Origin of the sequence: Epilithonimonas sp. JDS, assembly GCF_021261315.1 — a bacterium.
GTDB lineage: Bacteria > Bacteroidota > Bacteroidia > Flavobacteriales > Weeksellaceae > Epilithonimonas.
The window spans coordinates 132,784-150,476 of sequence record NZ_JAJSAX010000006.1; the positions used below are offsets into that span (position 1 = coordinate 132,784).

A 17,693-nucleotide genomic window follows, 5' to 3' on the forward strand; every position below is an offset into this window, starting at 1 on the left:
AATATTAATTTTAAAATCTTACCATTATGAAAAAGTCATTATTCGTAGCTGCTATCGCTGCTATCTCTCTTGTAGCTTGTAAAAAAACTGATAAAGTAGAAGCTGCTGCTGTTGATTCTGTTGACGCTACTGCTGATTCTGCTGTTGCTGCAATCGACTCTACTGCTACTGCAACTGTTGATTCTGTAAAAGCTACTGCTGATTCTGCTAAAGCTGAAGTAAAAGCTGACGAGAAAGCAACTAAAGATGCTATCAAAAAATAATTAAATCCCAGATTTAATTAAAACAAAACCCGCTAATTAGCGGGTTTTGTTGTTTTTGTACTGTCTGTTTCTTTCTTGTAGAAATTATTAAAGTAGAATTTGAACTCTTTCTGAAATTTCACCGGCGAAGCCTTCAGCATATATTGCGCTTTCCGATTTACAGTCGTGATGTAAGTTCTTTTTTTATCATAATACTCCACATCGAAGTCTGCAAAATCCAAAGTATCATTGGCAATCACTGATTTTGAAGTCTTCAGATTGTTCACTTTCGCAAATCTCACTTTCAAACTGTCCATTTCTTTTAATAACGGTTTTAGATTGTTTGAATCCTTGGTCATAAAATGAGCCTGCATCTGTGTGTAGATCACCGAATCTATTTCTGTGTCCTTATTTCCGGATGTGTAAAGTGTAGATAAGTCCAGTAAATCCTGAACTTTCTGAGAAGTAATCACGTTGATCGCCTGCAAACTGTCAAGGCTTGATTTTGTGTAAGTTACGTTGTTGTTTGCGTTTCTTATGGTTTCCAGGGAGTTGTCCTCGCCATCATATTTTTTGTTGCAGGAAATCAACCCTGAAATGAGTATTGACAGAGTTAAAGTCCACCAATACAATTTATTTTGATTTTTCATCGTCTGTAATTCTAAATTTAATCATTACAATTTTTCCATTTTCCATCTGAGAATCAATTACTTCCAGATTCTCAAGAGAAGTCGTCGGAAGCGTTACGAGTGAGATGTACTTCTGCTTGTCCATCGTTTCTATTCCGTAGATGTCGCTGTCAACCACTTGGTAGATCAATGCTTTGTCACTGATCAATCTGTTCAGCTGTTCCGTTTTTTTCTTAAAATCCTGGATTGATTTTGAATAATAGAATAATTGAATCGCGTAATCATTCGGTTTCAGTTCAATATTTTCTGATTCTGGTGCGTTTGTCAAGTCTCTTATTACTTCGTCAGTCCTATAAAAAGGAGAGGAAATGATCATTTTCAATTTCTTACTCTTGGTTTCATAAACAAAAGGTGAGTTCGGTTTTACTTTGAACAAGATTGGAGATTCGTTGTCGCGGATTATTTTCACATCTAATTCTCCTTTTATCGATGAGTTTCTGTCGGCGTCTGTAAATGCGTAAGTGTATTTTTTATAAAAAAGATTATCGTAGAAAACCAAAATCAAAACAATTGCAAAGAGAAATACAGAAATTCCCAGCCAAAGATATCTTTTCAAGAAATTAGGTTTACTCTCGGTGTTGCTGAAGTTGATATTCTGATTGATCTCATCAAAAGCCTGATTGTCAACCGATATTTCTGGTTTTGAAACTTTCGTTAATTCCGAATTTTCAGCTACAGAAGCTTCTTTTATGACTGGATTTGGTGTAGATTCAACAGTTTTCTTTTCTTCTACTGCGATTGGATTTTTCTTTCTGAATTCTGACCAGGAATTGAAACCAACGTATACAGAAAGGATATTAAGCATATCAATTCTTGGAATTTTTTCCTGAGCATTATTCTTAAAGTAGGTATAAAAGGTTTTTTCGCTAATATTTCCTTTTGCTTTTTGTCTAAGATCTTCCTGGAAATAGATAATGTCAATCCCTTTCCATTTGGAAATATCATCAAAAGACGGTGAGTGCGACTCAAGATATTTATCCTGAACAGCCTTTTTTAAGTTTTGGAAATATAAAAATTCTATATCGGTCAAAGTTGTGTAATTGCTTAAATTATTGATTTTCAGATATATTAATTTGTAAATCGTATTTTACAAATATATTACAATTAATATTCAAATGCAAAATTTATTTATTGGTGTAATTTTGTCCCGTTCAAAAGAGAACATCTATTAACTAACAATTTAAATATTATTATTATGAAAAAGTCATTATTCGTAGCTGCTATCGCTGCTTTAACTCTTGTTGCTTGTAAAAAAACTGAAAACGTAGAAACTACTTCTGCTGATTCTGCTGCTGTAGATTCTTCTGCTGCAACTCTTGATTCTGCTGCTGCTCACGTTGATTCTGCTGCTGTAAAAGTTGATTCTGCTGCTGCTAAAGTTGATGCTGCTGCTGTAAAAGTTGATTCTGCTGCTGCTAAAAAATAATCTTAACCAAGTTAAAAATTTGAAACCGTTTCTTTCGAGAAGCGGTTTTTTTATTTCTCTAATTTCTGTCTCAAGATTTCGTAGCAGGTGATTGCCGCCGCGTTGCTAAGATTCAAAGAGTCGATAGTGCCTGCCATTGGGATGAGGACATTTTCTCCTTTCTGTTTCCAGAAGTCACTCAAGCCAGAATGTTCTGTTCCGAATAAAATAGCCGATTTACTTTTCAAATTCTTCTCTTGAATATTCCTTGCATCTTCACTCATAAAAGTAGTGAAAATTTGATAGTCATTGATTTTTAGGAATTCTAAAGTTTCATCATTCGAGGCTTGGAAAATATTCATACCAAAAAGACAGCCAACGCTGGAACGGATGACATTTGGATTGTAAAAATCCGTTTTTGGGTCAGTGACAATTAAGGCATTGATTCCGAAAGCTTCGCAACTTCTCAAAATAGCGCCAAGATTTCCTGGTTTTTCTACACTTTCTAAAATAATGATGGCTGAATCTTTTTTCGGATTAAACTCGTCTAAGTTTCTTTGTTCCAATTTGTAAATGCCGATAATTCCTTCTGTCGTTCCGCGATAAGCGATTTTCTCGTACAGTTTTTCGGAGACGTAATGGATTTTTGTCGTTGGTAATTTCCCTTTGAAGATATTTTCGCAGATGTAATATTCCTCGGGAAGATTTCCGAATTCCAAGGCGCGCTCGTTTTCCTGCTGACCTTCTACGATGAAGACGCCGGCTTTTCTTCTTTCCTGATTTTTGGTGAGAAGTCTGGTCAGTCTTTTGATTTTTTCGTTTTGAAGGCTTTCGATGAGCATTTTTGGAAATTTTTCACAAAGATATTAAAAGACTGTTTAAGTTAATAATGTAAAATTTTATAAACCACATAGGCACATAGTTTTTGTATTGCTTTAATATTAGTTCTATTTTATCTTTTTTAACATAAAGAATTATGCTTTTTCTATGTGTCTATGTGGTTGTAAATTTTAAACCCACATTAAAATAGATTGAGATGAACTTCCATCTTCCTACTTCCAGCAAAAAATATATATCTTTGTTTTATGATTTTACGAGGAGAAAATTTAATCAAGGAATACGGGCCGAAAAAGGTGGTGAAAGGCGTGTCATTGGAAGTTCAGCAAGGCGAAATAGTCGGACTTTTGGGGCCAAATGGTGCGGGGAAAACGACGTCGTTTTATATGATTGTTGGATTGGTGAAGCCGACTTTAGGAAACGTTTTTCTTGATAATCAAAATATTACGCAGGACGCGATGTACAAACGTGCGCAAAAAGGAATTGGCTATTTGGCACAGGAAGCATCGGTTTTCCGGAAGTTGTCTGTGGAGGATAATATTCTGGGCGTATTGCAATTGACGAAGCTTTCCAAAAAGGAACAGCAGAAAAAATGCGATGAATTGATTGAGGAATTCCACCTGGAACACGTTCGTAAAAACCGTGGCGATTTGCTGTCGGGAGGTGAAAGACGCCGTACGGAAATTGCGCGTTGCCTGGCGACCAGTCCGAATTTTATTCTTTTGGATGAACCGTTTGCGGGTGTTGACCCGATTGCGGTGGAGGATATTCAGAAAATCGTGAGGTCTTTGGTGGAGAAGAATATCGGGATTCTGATTACCGACCACAACGTTCAGCAGACTTTGGCGATTACCAACAAAACGTATATTATGTTCGAAGGGAAAATCCTGAAAGAGGGAATTCCAGAGGATTTGGCGAATGACCCGGAAGTGAGACAGGCTTATCTTGGGGAGAATTTTAGGTTTGAGAAGATTTAAATTTTGCTTCAATGAAATCTATTTGTAATTTACTTTTAACAGTTTTCTTGATTTTTTCAGCATTTATAAAAATCAATGCTCAAAATATGAATCTTGATGAATATGAGATTTACATTAATAATACTTTGATTGCAAAATCTGATTTTCTTAAGAATAGTAATAGCCTTACAGAACAACAATCTAAAACTTTAGAATTTAAACCAATTACTGATGGAGTTAAAAAGGCATATTTTTTAAATGGTAAAATCAGTTCGATTGGCAAAATCCAGAATAAAAAAGAAGATGGAATTTGGGAATATTGGCATTCTAATGGAAATAAAGCTCGAGAAGGAGAATTTATTGATGGAAAACCAAATGGAACACATAAATATTGGTTTGATGATGGAAGTTTGAGAGCGATTGGAAATTGGAAAAAAGGAGTTTATGATGGAAGATGGGAAATGTACAAGTTCGAAGGCAAAGAGAAAGTGATTCAAATCTATAAAGAAGGAAAGCTGGTTGAATAATTATAGTTAATTAAAATATTTAAAGTCGTAAAGTTTTTCTTGCGACTTTTTTATGTAACTAAAATTCAATATTAAAAATAACTCCTGACAAACTGCTGTCACAACCTCGCTGTACATTTGTATCAAATAAAACAAACTATTATGAATGCAACAGCCACAGTCCTCAACTCACAACAACTTTTAATCCATTGGCAAGGCCATAGAAATCTGACCAGAAGAGTGATAGAAGCTTTTCCTGAAAAAGATTTATTCGAGTTTTCAATCGGCGGAATGAGACCATTCTCCAAATTGACACTTGAACTTTTGGCAATCGCCGGACCAGCTTTGAAAGCCATTGTTGACGGTTCGGACAATACTTTCGACGAAGAGGCTTTCCAGCCAACAACCAAAGCAGAAATCCTTGCGAAATGGGATGAGCAGACGGAAGTGATTAACGAATATTTCAGTCAGATTTCTGAGGAACGTTTTCAGGAGACTTTCAATTTGTTTGGTCAATATGAATTTCCGGTTTATCAGAATATTCTTTATTTCGTTGATAATGAGATTCATCACCGTGGTCAAGGTTGCGTTTACCTGAGAGCTTTGGGAATCGAGCCACCATTTTTCTGGGAAAGATAAAAAGCAAAGAGCTTTCAGGGTTTTCTGAAAGTTCTTTTTGTTTTAACCACATAGGCACATAGAAAAAATGTAATGTGATTCTGGAAAAAGATTAAATAGGATTATTGTTAAATCTATTTAATCTTGATATTTTTTTCAAAATAAACCTTAAAAAACTATGTGTCTATGTGGTTCAATCTTTTAGTTAGGTAAAATATTACTAAAGAATTTCACAATGTTTTCCTTGAGTTTTGCAAACATTTCCGAAGTTCCGAATTCCTTGTTGTCATATCCAATCGGAAAACCCTTTTCCACATATTCGTTATTTTTACTTAATGTCAACGGTTGGAAATCCTGATTCACTTCGCCCAATTCATCGGTATGAATATCCAGATATTTCACCGTAGAATTCTTGGAGAAATCCAGTTTTGTCAAATCGATTTTCTTGATTTCTTTCTTTAAATCCGAACGGAAAAAGAGATTCATATTTTTAGCATCAATCACGGTTTGCCATTCGCCGGCGTGAACGGAATTCAGAATATTCCAGGCGTAATCTACCGGTTTTGCGTCGTATTTGTAATTTTGAAGCAGATAATAAGCGCGGTTGTAACGGTCGTCCCAATTTCCGCTTTTCTCATACTCGAATTTCTCATTTCCGCCCAGAAAATCAAATTTCTTTGCCTTGTCAAAATCCTTTTTGTACTGATTGTTGCACAAAAGTGGCATCGGCATTTCTTTGTCGGTCAGGACTTTATATTTTCCATTAAGCAGAGCAATCGTTGTTGCATTTCCTTTCGCATCGGTCAGAAAAAAATGACTTCCCGGCGCATTGGGCCACCAATCGATGTTTGGTCCTTTGTTCAGATTGTCAACAACTTCTTTTACCGTTTTATAATTATCCAGTTGATATTGAATCCATTGCGCCCAAAACATATTTGGCTGTTTGGGATTTACAACTTTCGAAGTTTCTTCAAGGTAAAGTTCAACCAAAAAAAGTCCTTTTTCATTCACACCATAACAAGGGAAATCATAACCCAAAAGATTGAAAGTCACGGAACCATATTTCGAAGTCCATTGTTTTTTGGAATTCAAATTGTCGGTAGTGAGATTTTCCCAGCTGATATTTCTTTTTAAGACATCGCGTTTGTTCACGACAATCATTCCAGGCATCGTTTTCCAGTTTTCATTGAAGCCAACCACACAATGGTCTTTTCCCCGCAACAGAAAAGCAGAACACGCGGAAAGTGCCGTAGAATAAGCGATTGTCATCAATAGAAAACTTCGTAAAAGTAAAGACTTCATATTTTTTTAATTTAATTTTTTTGAAATATTTTGGAATAAATCAGCCATCGTATCCTTGAGATATTTCGGTTCGATAATCTCCGCATAATCCGCAAAGGTAATCAACCAGCGCGGAAAACCCTCATCAATCCAACTCGTTTCGAAGGTGATGAGCATTCCATTTTCCGTTTCTTCATCGGAAATCCAGCCGTAATATTTCATCGAGTGCATAATGTGAGGCATTATTTTCTTCTCGACCAAAAGTTTGACCTGAACTTTTTCCGTATTCGATTTTTGCTTGTAATCTGCGACTTTTCCATATTCCTGATGAAAAGGATTCGCGGTTTTAATGATTTTCAAAATCCGGTCAACACGGAATTGTCGGTAATCTTTCCGCATCGTACAGAACGCCATCACATACCAATAATTGAATTCAAAAAAAATCCCAACCGCTTCAATGATTCGTTCCGAAGCTTCATTTTTTGCGCTTTCATAATTGATTTTTAGTTGCGTCTTCTCAGAAATACTTTCCAGAATGGTCGGAATTACATTTTTAATCGAATCCGTTTTTTCCGGCTGATAAGAATAGATGTTGATTTGATTTTCAATATCGGTCACCAGATTTTTCTCTGAATTCCGAAGGACAGATTTCACTTTTTCCATCGCCGAATTGTAATGCGAACCGAGACTTTCGTGGGAGAAATTCTGCATCAGTTTTTCCGCTGTGATAAAGCTGAGAACTTCTTCTTTCGTAAACATCACGGGCGGCAGTTTGTAACCATCGACCAAAGAATAACCCGAACCAGCTTCCCCAAAAATCGGAATGCCTGCATTTTCCAAAGTTTTAATGTCTCTGTAAATTGTTCTGACACTCACCTCAAATTTATCCGCCAAATCCTGCGCACGTACAGTCGGTTTGCTTTGCAATTGCACGAGAATCGAGGTGATGCGGTCTATTTTTTTTATGTAATGGTCTTCATTCATCTTTATAAGTTTTCACCAATCTATCAAGATTCAGACTTCTTGCAGATGCATCGAAAATTTCACGGTAAGTTCCATCTTTTTCATACAATTCTTCGTGTGTCCCGTTTTCTACAACTGCGCCTTTTTTCATTACATAAATCATATCCGAATCCAAAATCTGCGACAACGAATGTGAAATAATCACAACTGTTCGTCCTTGTTTTATCGCATCAAGAGAATTTTTAATTTGTTCCGTGGCAATTGCGTCCAGACTTGCAGTTGGTTCATCAAGGAAAATTATTGGCGGATTTTTCAGGAACAATCTAGCGATGGCAATTCTTTGCTGTTGTCCGCCGGAAAGTTGCGTGGCGTCGTGGTTGTAAGCTTCTGGCAAATCCATAATCTGCTCGTGGAGATAGGCTTTGGTTGATGCTTCTTTTATTTCGTCAAAAGTGGCGTGAAGATTTCCGTAACGGATATTGTCCTCGATACTTCCTTTGAAAATGTGATTTTTTTGAAGAACCAATCCAAGGTCATCTCGCAGAAAGTCATTATCAAAATCATTCAGATTGTTCCCATCCAAAAGGATTTCACCGGAATCTGGTTCGTAGAATTTACAAAGCAAGTTGATGATTGTCGATTTTCCTGCGCCACTGAGTCCAACCAAAGCAGTCGTTTTCCCATTTTCGATTTTGAGGGAAACGTTGTGAAGCGCTTTCATTCCGTTTGGATAGGTGAAATCCACATTTTTGATTTCGAAATTTCCTTTGATTGGAATATTGTTGATGGTTCCGTTCGGTTCGGTTTCCTCATCGGCGTTCAGGATTTCAAAATAACCTTCGGCATAAATAAAAGCGTCATTCATATCATCATAAATCCTGTGAAGCTGACGAATGGGCGCAGAAACGTTGTTGAACAACATAATGTGAAGCATAATCGCACCAATCGTCATCTGCTGGTCCAGCACAAGATAGACGGTCAAAAGGATAATCAAAACAACGCCGAATTGCTCGATGAAAGTTTTCAAACCGTCATAGATAAAACTCGTTCGTCGGGTGTAAAGTTGGCTTTCCATCAGCTTCATCTGAAGATTGTATTGCTTGCTTCCTTCAAATTTTTCTCGGACAAAACTCTTGATGACCATTATCGAATTAATCAAATTCAAAAGTCCGGAAGTTTTCTGCTCACGCTGATTTCTGAGTGTTCGTCTTACATTTCCTAATTTTTTAGCTTGTCTTGATGTAACATAAAAATAAATCGGAATTACAAAAGTTGAGACCAAACCGACGTAAACATTCTGCATATACATCACAATCAGCGCAATAATCGCCGTGGAAAAAAGCGGAAGAATATCGATGAAGAAATTTTGAACGAGTTTTGTGAGGCTTTCAATTCCTCGGTCGATTCGGATTTGAAGTTTTCCTGATTCGTGGTTTTCGTCGTTGTAATAGGCGATTCGGTAAGTCAGGATTTTGTTGATAGCTTCTTGTGCGAGTTCTGAACTGACATTTATTCTAATCTTTTCCCCATAAAATTTCTGCCCAAATTGAATGAAAATATTCGCCAATTCTTTTCCCAAAAGTATGATTGAAATTAAGGTTAAAACGTGAATTCCTTGTTCCATCGGATTGGGAAGTTGCGTGAGTTTGGTCACTTCGTCCACCGTGTATTTCAAAACCAGAGGATTGACCTGAGCGAACAAAGCGCCGATGAAAGTCAAGGCCAAAGTCACAAAAATCATCATTCGGTAAGGTTTGATGAAGCGTCGCAACTGCTGATAAATATGAATGAGATTGGTGGTTTTTTGAAACGGCTTTTTCATTTGTACAATTTAAGGATTAATTTAAAAACCACATAGGCACATAGGAAATGCATAATAAAATTAAGCTTAAATAGCTATTTGAACTTTTAGAAAAAATTGTTTTAAAATTCTATTGTGCCTATGTGGTTCAAAAATAAAAAGTTTAATTTTATACAATAATATTTCAGAATGAAAATATATACAAAAACAGGCGACAAAGGCGAAACTGGACTTTACGGCGGAAGCAGAATCTCCAAAGCCAGCGCAAGGGTGGAATCTTACGGCAACATCGATGAACTGAATGCGAACATTGGCGTGGCGAAATCACATATTGATGATGAAGCTGTGATTGCTCAACTCAAAAAAATCCAGTTTGACCTTTTTACAGTTGGTTCGGAAGCTTCGACGCCGATTGATAAATTGTTTATGGCTAATGGAAAAGCCAGATTGCCATTGGTGATTTCAGACAAAGAAATCGAAGAGTTGGAAAATTGGATGGATGCAATGGAAGAGAAAGTGGAACCTTTGCAATATTTCATTTTGCCTGGCGGTGGTAAAGCATCGACGTTTCTTCACGTGGCGAGAACCGTTTGCAGACGTGCAGAACGCAGTTTGGTTTTCCTGAATCAGTCGGAAGAAGTGCGAGCGGAATTAATCAAATATTTGAATCGTTTGTCGGATTATTTTTTTGTTTTGGCGAGATATGTTTCGAAATTGAATAATGAGCCGGAGGAATATTGGAATCCTAATGATAGAAAATGATTTTAACCACAAAAGTCACAAAAGCTTACTGAATTTTACTTTAATTTTTTTTTAAAAACGCGATGAAAAAACTGATTCTAATACTACTTGGAGCAAGTCTTCTAACTTCTTGTAAGGTTTCTAAACCAACAAACGAAAGTGAAAAAGGCTTTTTCTTCAAAATGAAACATAAAAAAGATAGTGAAAAATAAAGCATTACTTTTCATCAACGGAGAACCACCAAAAGAATTTCCAAATCTGTCAGATTATGAGTTGATTGCTTGTACAGATGGCGCTTTTCATTATTTGAAGGAATTGAGTTTCTCATTAGAAAAATTGGATTTTATTTCGGGCGATTTTGATTCATTTAAATTGGAAACGCTTCGAGAGCCTCAGCGTGACAGCTTTGAAATCATCGAAACACCCGACCAAAACAAAACGGATTTTCACAAAGCGATAGAAATTATTCTTGGAAAAGGTTTTGAAAATATCGATGTTTACGGCGCGAGTGGAGGAGAGCAAGACCATTTTCTTGGAAACTTGAGCGTCGCTTTTTTCTTTAAAGATAAAGTGAATCTTAGATTTTTTGATAATTATTCGTCATATTATTTTATTCCAAGAGAATTCTCAATTTCTGATGTGAAGGACAAGATGATTTCATTAATGCCTTTTCCAATTGCTAAAAATATTGAAACACAAGGTTTGAAATGGCCTTTATATAATGAAGATTTGATTCTCGGTGAAAGAATTGGAACGAGGAATATCGCAGAGAATCAGGAAGTTTCCATTAAATATAAAGAAGGTGATTTGCTGATTTTTGTTGGGAAATGATTCATCATTTTTTATAGAATTATTAACGTAGAAATTCAGTTTTTTTAATCATTTTTGTACCGTAAAACAATTAACTTTTTTTAGCCGGAAATGAAAATAAAATATTCTGAACTAATTGACCAAACGCTTTATTTTCCTACAGAAGAATTCAATGTAGAAGAAAATAATCTGAAATTCCACGATATCAACCTGATGGAAGTTGTGGAAAAATTTGGAACTCCTTTGAAGTTCAATTATTTACCAAAGATTTCTCAGAATATTGAAAGGGCAAAATTCTGGTTCAAAGAAGCTTTTGAAAAGAACGATTACCAAAAGACCTACAGATATTGCTACTGTACGAAGTCCAGCCATTTTGCGTTCGTTGTGGAAGAAGCGTTGAAGAATGACATCAGTCTGGAAACGTCTTCCGCTTACGATATGGACATCGTGAAATCCCTTTATGATAAAGGAAAAGTAGATAAAAGTATCGAAGTGATTTGTAACGGTTTCAAAACTGATGACTATTTAACCAAAATCTCAGATTTAATCAACAGCGGTTTCGAAAATATCACTCCGATTCTGGATAATTATAGAGAGCTGGATAAGCTGACAGAAAGTATCGACAGGACTTTTGACATTGGAATCAGAATTGCTTCTGAGGAGGAACCGAAATTCGAATTTTATACCTCAAGATTAGGAATCGGATACAAAGATATCATCCCATATTACAGCCAGAAAATTGCGGAACACCCAAATGCGAGGCTGAAAATGCTTCACTTTTTCATTAATACCGGAATCAAGGACACGGCGTATTACTGGAATGAATTGTACAAATGTCTCCGCGTTTACGCAAGATTGAAGAAGATTGCGCCGGAAGTGGATTCACTTAATATTGGTGGCGGTTTTCCGATCAAAACATCGCTTAATTTCGATTATGACTATCAATATATGGTCAATGAGATTGTGTCTCAAATTAAGAAATTCTGTGAGGAAGAAGGTGTTGAAGAACCAAATATATACACGGAATTCGGAAGTTTTACCGTTGGAGAAAGTGGAGGCCATTTATATAAAATTATTTCTCAGAAACGTCAGAACGACAGAGAAAAATGGAATATGATTGATTCATCTTTTATGACGACTTTGCCGGACACTTGGGCGATTTCCCGTCACTTCATTATGTTGCCATTGAATCGTTGGGAAGATTCTTACGAAAGAGTTTTTCTTGGTGGATTGACTTGTGATTCAGATGATTACTACAATTCTGAGCAACATACGAATGCGATTTATCTTCCGGTTTTCAATGAGACAAAATCTTTGTACATCGGATTTTTCCATACAGGCGCTTATCAGGAAACAATTGGAGGTTACGGCGGTGTTCACCACTGTCTGATGCCTCAGCCAAAGCATATTTTGATTGATAAAGACGAAGACGGGAATCTGACTTACGAGCTTTTCCGTGAGGAGCAAAGGCCGGAAGACGTTTTGAAACTTTTGGGATATTAAAATATCAACTGATTTGAATTTTTAATCAACAATTTAAAGTAACAGAATCTAAATTGTAAGCATAAAAAAAGGCTTTTCAAATTTGAAAAGCCTTTTTTGTATAATGACGAAAATCTATTTTTTGATGATTTTCTCTGTCGTTTTTGTACCATTGATATCGGTCATTATCAGCAAGTAATTTCCGCTGTTGATGTTCGAAATATCAAATTCTCTTTCATTAGCATCTAAAGTTCTGATGATTTTACCGCTATAATCTGAAAGCTTAATTTCTGTGAATTTTTTATCCGTATCAATCTTCAAATAATTGGAAACAGGATTAGGATAAACAGTGATTTTGTTCGCCTTCAAAAGATTTTCCACAGCCAATGATTTGTCTTTTACAATCACAATTTTGCCTGTCGTTACGTCGGTGCCGTAGTTGTAGGAGTATGTTGTGAAAGCGTAGCAACCAGCGCCACAAGAAGTCATCGATTCTGTGCTTCCTTGAACGTTTGGAATAGGTGTGCTGTCTTTTAACAAGAAAGTATTTGGATTGAATCTTTTGAAAGTGATATTGCCAGAAGAATATTCAGAACTTGCATACGCTACAGATTGAGTGGCTGTGTCAAAAGCATTGGCACCAGATGTGTTCGTAAATTGACCCAGAAGGAATGGTGTTCCAGAAGAGATATCTACTACTTTACCTTCTGTAGAATACAAAAAATTACCTTCTCTTATAAAATCAGAACTGAAGCTGGAAAAAAGATTGGGGTAAACAGTGCCTTGCGTTGCTCCTGCAGCGGAAATGTTGATTTTTCTCAAACCAGACTCAGTAGATTCATTATTATATCCCCAAAGTAGATTGTTACTTGCAAATTCGATTCTATTGCTTCCGGTGTGATCTTGGGTAGTAGTTGCTCTTCTCACATCGTTGTCATAGATTGCAACGCCTTCGTGTTTTGGAGAGAAACCTACGTTTCTTCTAGAGATTGCAATTGTATTAGGATTTCCTGGCATCACCTCCATATCTTCTACAAACAAAGCTCCAAGTGAAGGATCAGCGCCTAATGAGAATTGTAAATTTACAGATTTGCTGGCAATGTCCCATCTTCTTACTAGAGAGGCACTGTCAAAACCAACGTATAGATACTGATTGTTATCAGAAATAGCCAGTACATTTGGTTCGCTGCCAATGAAATAAGTCGTTTCAAGAGTTTGGCTTACCGGATCGATGACGCCGATGCTGTTTCCGTTTGCGCCATTGGCACTTGGAATACTGGCGTAGATTTTTTTCGCATTTGAGTCATAAATGACCTGATTTGCAATGATGTCGAGGACTTTCACTTCTAACTGAGCGTTGCAAAATAATCCTGCGAAAAGTAATGAAAATGATAGAGTTGTACGCATTAATTTTTTTTGCAAAAATACAGTTTTAATTTATAACTGAATGGTTTTGGAATAAATAAAGCATACTTTAAATGTTAAAAAAAAGCGTCCCGATTTTTTCAGGACGCTTTCTATTTTATTTGATTTCTGTGATGAATTCTTCGCTTGGTGTTCTGTATTTTTTCAGATTTACCAACCAGTCACCGCTGGTGTCTCTGTATCCTAAAGGCAGCAGGACAACACTTTTCAGTCCTTTTTCTGCAAATCCTAACAATTCGTCTAGAGCTTGGTTGTTAAAACCTTCCATTGGCGTAGCGTCTACTTTTTGTTCAGCTGCGGCTGCGATCGCCAGTCCGAAAGAGATGTAAGCCTGTTTCGCAGCGTGCGTTGCGTGCCATTCGCTGCCAAGTGGTTCGTACATTCCCCAAAGATTTGCTTTGTAATCGTCCATCGTTTCGGTGGGAATTCCTCTTTCTTTCGTCGTTTTTTCGAAAACATCGGAAATGCTGTTGTGAGAATAACCGTCCCAAGCTGCCCAGACTAACAGGTGTGAACCATCGATGATCTGACCTTGCCCATAAGCAATCGGCTGAATTTGCTCTAATAATTCTTTGTTGGTGATCACAAAAATCCGGTATGGCTGTAAACCAGAAGAAGATGGAGCCAGTCTTGCAGCTTCCAAAATGTAATCTACTTTATCTTGAGAAACGGGTTCGCCATTCATTTTCTTTGTTGCGTAACGCCAGTTCAAGTCTTCTAATAAACTCATTTTCAATATTTTTTTAAATTGAGCTTACAAAGTTAAGTAAGAAAAGTTTATTTTTGTAATGAGGTTACGAAAAGTTATCATTACTAAAAAGTTACCTAATTGATAATTAAATGCTTATATGATTTTCGAATTTGATTTCTTATCATATATCAATAAGATTAATGGTTATTTAAATATGAAAGTTATGAAAATAAAATGCTGCAAAACCAATATGATGGCCGTCCAGGATACGATGGATGTTTTGAAAGGCCGTTGGAAGATGCACATCATCGCCGCACTGTGCTATGATAAAATGAGATTTTCCGATTTGCAGAAAGAAATTGAAGGAATTTCTGCAAAAATGCTGAGCAGTGAATTGAAAGATCTGGAAGTCAATCAATTGCTGAAAAGAACAGTGCTCAAAACCCAGCCTGTAAGTGTAGAATATGAACTGACAGAATATGGCTACACGTTGAAAAAAGTCATAGAAAATCTCGCAGATTGGGGAATTCAGCACCGAAAAAGAATTGTTGGAAAGGTATTGGAAAACTAATCTAATTTTAATCTAAATTAATTTTTTAAATTGGATTGATCTTAGAATTTTTTATCTTTAAACCTTGTCTTTGATTTTATAAAAAATGCTGGTCAGAATTTTTTCTCTGCTGTTGTTTTTGGTGCTTGCAGTAAATGTAAATGCCCAAATCAACGATGCGCAAAATCTGACAAAAGACGTTAAATCACTGATGTATTCTGACCCGGAAAAGGCTGTTAAAACGGCTCAGTATATTGTTTCAAATCAGAGTTTTGGGACTGCGGAAGATGTGTATAATGCTTTGCTTCTGCAATCTGAGATTTATTTTAATCTGAAAAAGTACAATGACGCCGTCGTAAAACTAATTTCGGCAGACAGGATTTCACAAAATGTGGATGATGATTTTCTTAAATCAAAAAATGAATATCTCATTGGGAAACTTTATCTTGAACTTGGTTTTTATGATGAATACAGCGAAGTTTTAGATGATATTAATGAATTTGCAAAATCTTTAAAAAACGAAGATGAAAAAATCTGCGTCGAATCCTGGGTTAATGAATTAAAGATTTTAAAACTTTATCATCAGGGAAAACAAAAGGAAAGTCTGGCTCAGATCCAAACTCATATTAATGATAAACCAAATTTAGATCCTGTATATAATTCACGATTACAGATTGTTAAGTCTAATATCGAGAATAAAAAATCCTATAACTTCCAAAATTCCGAAAGTTATTTTCAGTTTCTTTCTGGATTGATCGATTTGAAATTTCAAATTAAAAATGGAACATTCAATCAACTCAATGTTAATAATTTAAAGAAAAAATTTCCACAATTTAACGATGGTGTTTTCTTTATCGATTTTTACAAAGATTGGTCAAAACAAGCTTGTGGAAGTAATTCCAGTGATTGTTTTGGTACCAGAAGAGAATATATCAAATTATTAAAATCGACTTTAGCCGACAAACAGGAAGCCAGAGTCAACGTCATCAATCTTATCGATCAGAAAGAAAATGCGAAAATTCACGAGCAGAAAGAATTCCAGAATAAAATTTTATTTTTATTGTTTGCTGTTGCATCTTTATCGTTAATAATCAGTTTGATATATTATTTTATCATTAAAAGCAAAGCAAATGTTGCGACTGTCGAATTCGAAAAAGAAAATATTTCTAAAGAGTATGAGCAGCGGCTAAGCGATCAACTGAAAGATTTCCAGGCCAGTCACGTATTTACGATTCCGGAAAAGACTGAAAATCTGATACTTTCCAATCTTGAAACTTTTGAGAAAAGCAAAGATGTACGAGATCCGTCGCTATCATTATCCGTTTTGGCAAAGCGGATGAATACCAATTCCAAATATCTGTCAGAAGTCATTAATAAACACAAAGGCAAGAATTTCAATAATTATCTGAATGAGCTGAGAGTCAATTATATTGTAGAAAAATTAACTCAAAATCCTGAATATCTGCAGTATAAAACAAGTTATTTGGCAGAGGAAGCAGGGTTTGCATCACGTACGACTTTCACAACTATTTTTAAAAATGTGACCGGGAAAAGCCCTTCGCAATTTATTGATGAAATTAAAAACAGATGATATGAAGAAAGGTTTGTACATCCTATTTTTAATTTTTTCAGTATTTGGTTTCTCACAATCTGAAACCAAATTGGAAAAGCAGATCTCAGAAGTCGACAGAATGGCTTTTGTGGATCCGGATTCTGCATTGATAATGGTGAAAAAACTGGAGCCGAAAATCGATGATGACAAGCTCCAGAGTAAATTGCTTCTTGCTAAAGGAAGTGCATATTCTGTAAAACATCTGTCTTCTGCAGCTTTGAAATCCGGGTTTGAAGCGTTGGATATTTCGCAGAAGTCGCAAGATTCTTTAATGATGGTCAATACTTTGGGATTCATTGGAAATCAGTATTATATCCTGAAACTTAATAAGAAAGCGATCAATTATCTCAACCGGGCAGAAACGATTATTGATTTTCTGAAAGATCCGTCTCTTAATCAGATGAGTGCGAATATTTATTTTGTTAAAGCATTGATTTATAAGGATAATCTGGATCCGGCGTTTGCGATCACTTATTTTGATAAAGCCATTTTTGAGTACAATAAAAATAATGACAGAAGCAGTCTCCTGAACAAAAATATCACCAGAATCCAAAAAGGCTATTCTTTGATAGATATTGGAAAAGCGGATGAAGCCGAAAAACTTTTCCTGGATGTCATACAGGAATCTGACCGCTACAAGATGTCTGAAGTTTCGGATTATGCGAAAGTAGGTTTGGCGATAACTTATGACAACAAAAAGGATTTTGTGAAGGCCAATCAGATTTTATCAGAAACGGAAAAGAAGATTGGAAATACGGGAAATGTCGGATTGTTAACTGAAGTTTATGATGCACTCAGTCAAAATTATCTTAACCAAAATAATGCACCGCAATATTTTTACTACAACCAAAAGCTGGAAAAAAATCTGCTTACGAATGATGAAGTAGAGAAAAAATCTTTCTCAGATTTACTGAAAAAAAATATAGAAACGCAAAATTCAGAATTTGATAATAACCAAAAAATGTTCTATTTATTTGTTGTTTTGATAATTTTATTTACAATCGTCAGTTTATTTTACATTAGAAAAAAGATTAATATGCTTAAATCGATAAATTACTAAATGTCTTTCTTTATATATATACAA

19 protein-coding genes are annotated in these 17,693 nt (G+C 35.8%); 11 read left to right on the forward strand and 8 right to left on the reverse strand.

Translation table 11 applies throughout. The annotated features are described in order from the left end of the window. Positions 1 to 26 precede the first annotated feature (26 nt). Positions 27 to 263, forward strand: coding sequence for a hypothetical protein (locus tag LUD75_RS15615; protein ID WP_232706755.1), 237 nt, complete (start codon positions 27 to 29; stop codon positions 261 to 263). Positions 264 to 295: 32 nt separating this feature from the next. Here the strand turns inward: LUD75_RS15615 and LUD75_RS15620 are convergent, their stop codons facing one another. Further along, positions 296 to 892, reverse strand: coding sequence for a hypothetical protein (locus tag LUD75_RS15620; RefSeq protein ID WP_232706756.1), 597 nt, complete (start codon positions 890 to 892; stop codon positions 296 to 298). Then, positions 876 to 1,961 carry a hypothetical protein gene (locus tag LUD75_RS15625; RefSeq protein WP_232706757.1) on the reverse strand — a complete coding sequence of 362 codons (1,086 nt, stop codon included), beginning with the start codon at positions 1,959 to 1,961 and terminating at the stop codon, positions 876 to 878. The genes LUD75_RS15620 and LUD75_RS15625 overlap by 17 nt, the downstream gene beginning before the upstream one ends. 165 nt (positions 1,962 to 2,126) lie before the next feature. Between LUD75_RS15625 and LUD75_RS15630 the strand changes: the two genes are divergently transcribed. Further along, entirely contained in the window at positions 2,127 to 2,357 is a 231-nt protein-coding gene (locus LUD75_RS15630) for a hypothetical protein (RefSeq protein WP_232706758.1), read from the forward strand. 50 nt (positions 2,358 to 2,407) lie between these two features. On the opposite strand, the gene LUD75_RS15635 is transcribed toward LUD75_RS15630, so the two are convergent. Then, on the reverse strand, positions 2,408 to 3,178 hold the full coding sequence (locus LUD75_RS15635) for an RNA methyltransferase (RefSeq protein ID WP_232706759.1): 771 nt from the start codon (positions 3,176 to 3,178) through the stop codon (positions 2,408 to 2,410). A 243-nt stretch (positions 3,179 to 3,421) separates the two neighbouring features. On the opposite strand from LUD75_RS15635, the gene lptB reads away from it, so the two are divergent. The 3 genes from lptB (at position 3,422) to LUD75_RS15650 (ending at position 5,274) form a co-directional block, all read left to right on the forward strand. Continuing rightward, complete coding sequence (gene lptB, locus LUD75_RS15640) at positions 3,422 to 4,150, forward strand: LPS export ABC transporter ATP-binding protein (protein WP_034969887.1); 729 nt, start codon at positions 3,422 to 3,424, stop codon at positions 4,148 to 4,150. Between the two features lie 11 nt (positions 4,151 to 4,161). Next, positions 4,162 to 4,656 (forward strand): hypothetical protein, encoded by a 495-nt coding sequence (locus tag LUD75_RS15645; RefSeq protein WP_232706760.1) that lies wholly within the window; start codon positions 4,162 to 4,164, stop codon positions 4,654 to 4,656. A 141-nt stretch (positions 4,657 to 4,797) separates the two neighbouring features. Further along, on the forward strand, positions 4,798 to 5,274 hold the full coding sequence (locus LUD75_RS15650; protein ID WP_232706761.1) for a DinB family protein: 477 nt from the start codon (positions 4,798 to 4,800) through the stop codon (positions 5,272 to 5,274). Between the two features lie 180 nt (positions 5,275 to 5,454). On the opposite strand, the gene LUD75_RS15655 is transcribed toward LUD75_RS15650, so the two are convergent. Genes LUD75_RS15655 through LUD75_RS15665 form a run of 3 tightly spaced genes read right to left on the reverse strand, consistent with a single transcriptional unit; the run spans position 5,455 to position 9,319 of the window. Beyond that, positions 5,455 to 6,555, reverse strand: coding sequence for a linear amide C-N hydrolase (locus tag LUD75_RS15655; protein ID WP_232706762.1), 1,101 nt, complete (start codon positions 6,553 to 6,555; stop codon positions 5,455 to 5,457). A 6-nt stretch (positions 6,556 to 6,561) separates the two neighbouring features. Continuing rightward, positions 6,562 to 7,518 carry a YafY family protein gene (locus LUD75_RS15660; RefSeq protein WP_232706763.1) on the reverse strand — a complete coding sequence of 319 codons (957 nt, stop codon included), beginning with the start codon at positions 7,516 to 7,518 and terminating at the stop codon, positions 6,562 to 6,564. Continuing rightward, a complete protein-coding gene (locus LUD75_RS15665) occupies positions 7,511 to 9,319 on the reverse strand; it encodes an ABC transporter ATP-binding protein (RefSeq protein ID WP_347343913.1) in 1,809 nt (602 codons plus the stop codon). Before LUD75_RS15665 ends, LUD75_RS15660 begins: the two co-directional genes overlap by 8 nt. Before the next feature lie 168 nt (positions 9,320 to 9,487). Between LUD75_RS15665 and LUD75_RS15670 the strand changes: the two genes are divergently transcribed. From LUD75_RS15670 to LUD75_RS15680, 3 genes are all read left to right on the forward strand, one after another. Then, the gene (locus tag LUD75_RS15670) at positions 9,488 to 10,060 is read left to right on the forward strand and encodes a cob(I)yrinic acid a,c-diamide adenosyltransferase (protein ID WP_232706764.1); all 573 of its coding nucleotides are present in this window, start codon (positions 9,488 to 9,490) and stop codon (positions 10,058 to 10,060) included. 180 nt (positions 10,061 to 10,240) lie between these two features. Beyond that, entirely contained in the window at positions 10,241 to 10,870 is a 630-nt protein-coding gene (locus LUD75_RS15675) for a thiamine diphosphokinase (protein WP_232706765.1), read from the forward strand. A gap of 90 nt (positions 10,871 to 10,960) precedes the next feature. Next, positions 10,961 to 12,352 carry a decarboxylase gene (locus LUD75_RS15680; protein ID WP_034969917.1) on the forward strand — a complete coding sequence of 464 codons (1,392 nt, stop codon included), beginning with the start codon at positions 10,961 to 10,963 and terminating at the stop codon, positions 12,350 to 12,352. 114 nt (positions 12,353 to 12,466) lie between these two features. Here LUD75_RS15680 and LUD75_RS15685 read toward each other — a convergent pair whose 3' ends face one another. Together LUD75_RS15685 and LUD75_RS15690 are read right to left on the reverse strand one after the other, a co-directional pair. Next, positions 12,467 to 13,738, reverse strand: coding sequence for a T9SS type A sorting domain-containing protein (locus tag LUD75_RS15685; RefSeq protein WP_232706766.1), 1,272 nt, complete (start codon positions 13,736 to 13,738; stop codon positions 12,467 to 12,469). Between the two features lie 115 nt (positions 13,739 to 13,853). Beyond that, positions 13,854 to 14,486, reverse strand: coding sequence for a nitroreductase family protein (locus LUD75_RS15690; protein ID WP_232706767.1), 633 nt, complete (start codon positions 14,484 to 14,486; stop codon positions 13,854 to 13,856). A 184-nt stretch (positions 14,487 to 14,670) separates the two neighbouring features. Between LUD75_RS15690 and LUD75_RS15695 the strand changes: the two genes are divergently transcribed. From LUD75_RS15695 to LUD75_RS15705, 3 genes are all read left to right on the forward strand, one after another. Beyond that, positions 14,671 to 15,018 carry a helix-turn-helix domain-containing protein gene (locus LUD75_RS15695; RefSeq protein WP_232706768.1) on the forward strand — a complete coding sequence of 116 codons (348 nt, stop codon included), beginning with the start codon at positions 14,671 to 14,673 and terminating at the stop codon, positions 15,016 to 15,018. Positions 15,019 to 15,103: 85 nt separating this feature from the next. Then, positions 15,104 to 16,588, forward strand: a complete 1,485-nt coding sequence (locus LUD75_RS15700; RefSeq protein ID WP_232706769.1) for a helix-turn-helix domain-containing protein — start codon at positions 15,104 to 15,106, stop codon at positions 16,586 to 16,588. Next, positions 16,569 to 17,669: a hypothetical protein gene (locus LUD75_RS15705; RefSeq protein ID WP_232706770.1), complete on the forward strand. Its 1,101-nt coding sequence runs from the start codon at positions 16,569 to 16,571 to the stop codon at positions 17,667 to 17,669. Before LUD75_RS15700 ends, LUD75_RS15705 begins: the two co-directional genes overlap by 20 nt. The last annotated feature ends 24 nt before the right edge of the window (positions 17,670 to 17,693 follow it).